We start from the raw sequence: 576 nt of genomic DNA on the forward strand, positions 1-576 counted from the left end.
AAGCTAGTGTTGGTGAAAAAGATGTAGTAACAACTTCAAGATTCCCTGGAACAACTTTAGATATGATAGATATTCCTTTAGATGAATCATCATTTATGTATGATACACCAGGTATTATTCAAGATCATCAAATGACGCATTTAGTTAGTGAAAAAGAATTGAAAATTATTATGCCTAAGAAAGAAATAAAACAACGCGTATATCAATTAAATGAGGCGCAGACATTATTCTTCGGCGGTCTAGCGCGCATAGATTATGTATCAGGTGGTAAACGTCCGTTAGTTTGTTTCTTTTCTAATGACTTGAATATACATCGTACTAAAACGGAGAAGGCTAATGATTTATGGCGTAATCAACTTGGCGATTTATTAACGCCACCTGGAAATCCACAAAATTTTGATCTTAATGAGTTAAAGGCTGTTAGACTTGAAACAGGCAAAGAGAAACGTGATGTTATGATCTCTGGTCTAGGCTTTATAACTATAGGACCAGGAGCTAAAGTAATCGTTCGTGTTCCTAAAAATGTTGATGTTGTATTAAGAAATTCTATTTTATAAGGTGATTTAAAAAATGAAA

General features: G+C 33.3%; 1 pseudogene. It reads left to right on the forward strand.

The window, feature by feature from the left end:
* A pseudogene (locus IDG60_RS00225) lies at window positions 1-557 on the forward strand (ribosome biogenesis GTPase YqeH); the annotation flags it as partial.
* Between the last annotated feature and the right edge of the window lie 19 nt (window positions 558-576).

The sequence above is a fragment of the Staphylococcus sp. EG-SA-2 genome, assembly GCF_017152085.1.